Origin of the sequence: Bacteroides sp. UBA939, assembly GCF_002293435.1 — a bacterium.
Taxonomy (GTDB): Bacteria; Bacteroidota; Bacteroidia; order Bacteroidales; family Bacteroidaceae; genus Bacteroides.
The window spans coordinates 1-2,792 of the sequence record NZ_DBDF01000183.1 but is presented as its reverse complement, the minus strand read 5'-3'; the positions used below and the strand labels follow the sequence as shown (position 1 = coordinate 2,792).

The window sequence follows — 2,792 nt, the reverse complement described above, 5'->3', positions numbered from 1 at the left end:
TAAATACCTGCAAAGTAGTACACGACCGTTCATTGTTTAGACTTCAATTTTTCAAATTCTGCCTTTTGCTTTCTTATCCGTTCTTGTTCTTTAGCTTGATATTTTAACCATTTTTTTGGATAATTGCAAGGAGGCATATCTCTTTCTCCCAGTTGTTCCCCAATAGCCAATAATATCTCATATTCTTCTATTGTGCTTGGCGGAACTTTTTTTGACCGAGAAAAACCAATATGCCCATACCCAATCCCAAATAAAAATATCTCTGGGTCTAATGTAAAAATCTCAACCTTTGTCTTATGTTCTGATATAGAATCTAAATGAAGATGAAATTCAACAAAATAAGGCAAAGGCTTGCCAAATCGAAAGTATATCTTGGAGAGAACATTGTTGCCACCACCATGACAATTTAGCCATGCATCCATTTTAATATCTGTATAGTGAATAGTTTCTTTATCTTCGATTTCAGACCACAAATGATACCATCTAATTTTTTCCGCATTATTTACTATCGCAATACGCACCTGCTCTATACTTGCATCAAAAATGTAACTTGTTGGGTTAGGATTATCTAATTTATTTTTAGAATAACAACCCCTAATTGCTGCACATAATACAAGTGTTATACTCAATACTATATATATCCATTTTGTTTTTTTATTTTTCATACTATATCATTATTGATCAATTAACCAAACACCTTTACCTTGTTCCTGATTAGGATTATTATTATTTTTTAATCCCAATCCTTCCCGAATAACATTTTTGACATTTGAAACCCCTTTGCCCAATTGAGATGTTGTAGGATTTTTATCTCCTTCTAAATGTTCTTTCCATTTTGTTGGACTTAAACCAAGATCATTGACTCCTGGATCACCGTTTTTATCCGCATGCGAAGGGCAAGCAGCATCCATCATAGTATGGGAAGCTTGTCCAAGAGATTCATAATTGCCTGTTTCTTTGAAGTCGGATATATTATCGTTTATGTATTTTTGGGATTCCTTTTTTGCTTCTTGGACAGACTGACCAGGTTCTCGCATATAATGTATATATGACTTTTCAGAACTTTGATTTCCATTCAGGAAACCGTCTGAAATATCACTTCCTTTTTGCATTCCTTTAATCATGGCTTTGGCTTCGGATTTGCTCATCTTTAATTCGCCGTCTCGTACCATTTCACTCACTGCTATTCTAACCATTTGATGATGAACTTTCTTTGACCAATTACCGTCAGGGTCTATTCTATTTACCGGATTATTGTTCGTATAGGCATACGGTGACATAAATGGCATTTTTTCAAACAAAGCATCCCTAGAAATAAATACAGGCGGAGCATAATACCTTGCAGAATAATAATACATCCCGCTTTCCTCATCCAGTTCTTTTCCGTTAAAAAGATATTGTGGTATAGTATCTTTTTTCCAGTAGGCATCGTATTCATATAATACTTCTCCGAATGGAGCATAGACAGCACCCTGTTTTACTGCTTTGTTCATGTCTGTTATCATTTGTACACTGCTAAGGTGATTCCCATGATAGAAGAACAATTCATCTTCAGAGCTGTTGTTACCATTCAAGGTACTTACTTCATCGTATAAGGCTAATGGATTCATCGTTTCGGCAGGGATAATAACCTGTCCCAACTCTTCCATACGTGCATTGTAGCTATCCTGGCAGCGGAAGAAATCAATATCTACAGTAGCATTCAAAGACTCATTGTTATTGCCCGAACCTATCTTACTGGCAACACGCAAGTCATCAGCATAGTAATGCTTCGTGTAATTGCCAGACTGGTCTATATTAATATAGCCGTTAGGATAATAGGTAATCTTCTCCGTCTCCAGAGTTTTGGTTACCTCTCCATAACGGTTAACGCGGGAGCTTACGGTATTGTATTTAATTTTATACGTCCGTTCCCCGTTTGCATCATAGCCATAATACCCGTAGCTTTCGCCATTGTCGGAATAGACCTTTAAGTTATTTAATGCATTAAAGAGATAGTATTCCGTTTTTTCGGGCGTAGCCTTCGTACGCAAACTGCCGTTAATGCCAAAGGTATAGGATGTTTGGGTATTGGAAACAGAATCATACGAACTCACAGGGGCAAAAGCCGTAGAGTGGGCATTCTGATATGTAAATCCGCTGTTTTGCTGTTGTACGATATTCAAATTCCGGTCTCTTAAATCGGTACGGTAGGTATTTATCTTGCCGTAAGCATCGTAGGATACATTGAGATTATAGATATGGTCAGCGGCATTCATCTCTCTTCCCGTCGCCCCGACCAGCTGATCGGCAGAGTCGTATTCAAAGTGCTGGTCAACAAAATGATTATTGTTGGGCCAGTTGTTCAAAACCCTCATAAAGGTGATATTCCCTTTTTTGTCATAACGATACGTAGCGTTTTGATAAGTAGAGCCGGACTGAAGAAAGGTGTTAGAGGATGTTAAGCGGAGATTGTGCGGATAATAGGTATGCACCGTCACCAAATCGTTGCCGTACTTAATGATCGTCTTGGCACCAAACTTATCATATCCGATCTCCTTAACATAATCATAAGGAACGGCTCCTTTTATGCCGGAAAAGCTTTTGAGCATGCCCCCTCTGTCATAGCGGTACTTAACAATTTCTCCATCGGGATATATAAGGGTGTCTATCCTGCCCCAGCTATCGTAGGAGAACTGCATCTCTATGGCAAAGGGGATACTTTCCCAAGTTGCGGAAACCGTCTCCAATACGTTCGGCATACTTTCGCTGGTCTGTGAGAGTACTGCAAATGCAGAAGGATTGCTCAAAAA

The 2,792-nt window shown here is 38.5% G+C and carries 2 protein-coding genes; both read right to left on the bottom strand.

The window, feature by feature from the left end; all coding sequences use genetic code 11:
- Positions 1–29: 29 nt before the first annotated feature.
- Positions 30–665: a hypothetical protein gene (locus B2Z67_RS11770; RefSeq protein ID WP_291530026.1), complete on the bottom strand. Its 636-nt coding sequence runs from the start codon at positions 663–665 to the stop codon at positions 30–32.
- Between the two features lie 9 nt (positions 666–674).
- Positions 675–2,792 (bottom strand): RHS repeat-associated core domain-containing protein (locus B2Z67_RS11765; protein WP_291530025.1); only part of this gene is annotated, 2,118 nt, incomplete at its 5' end.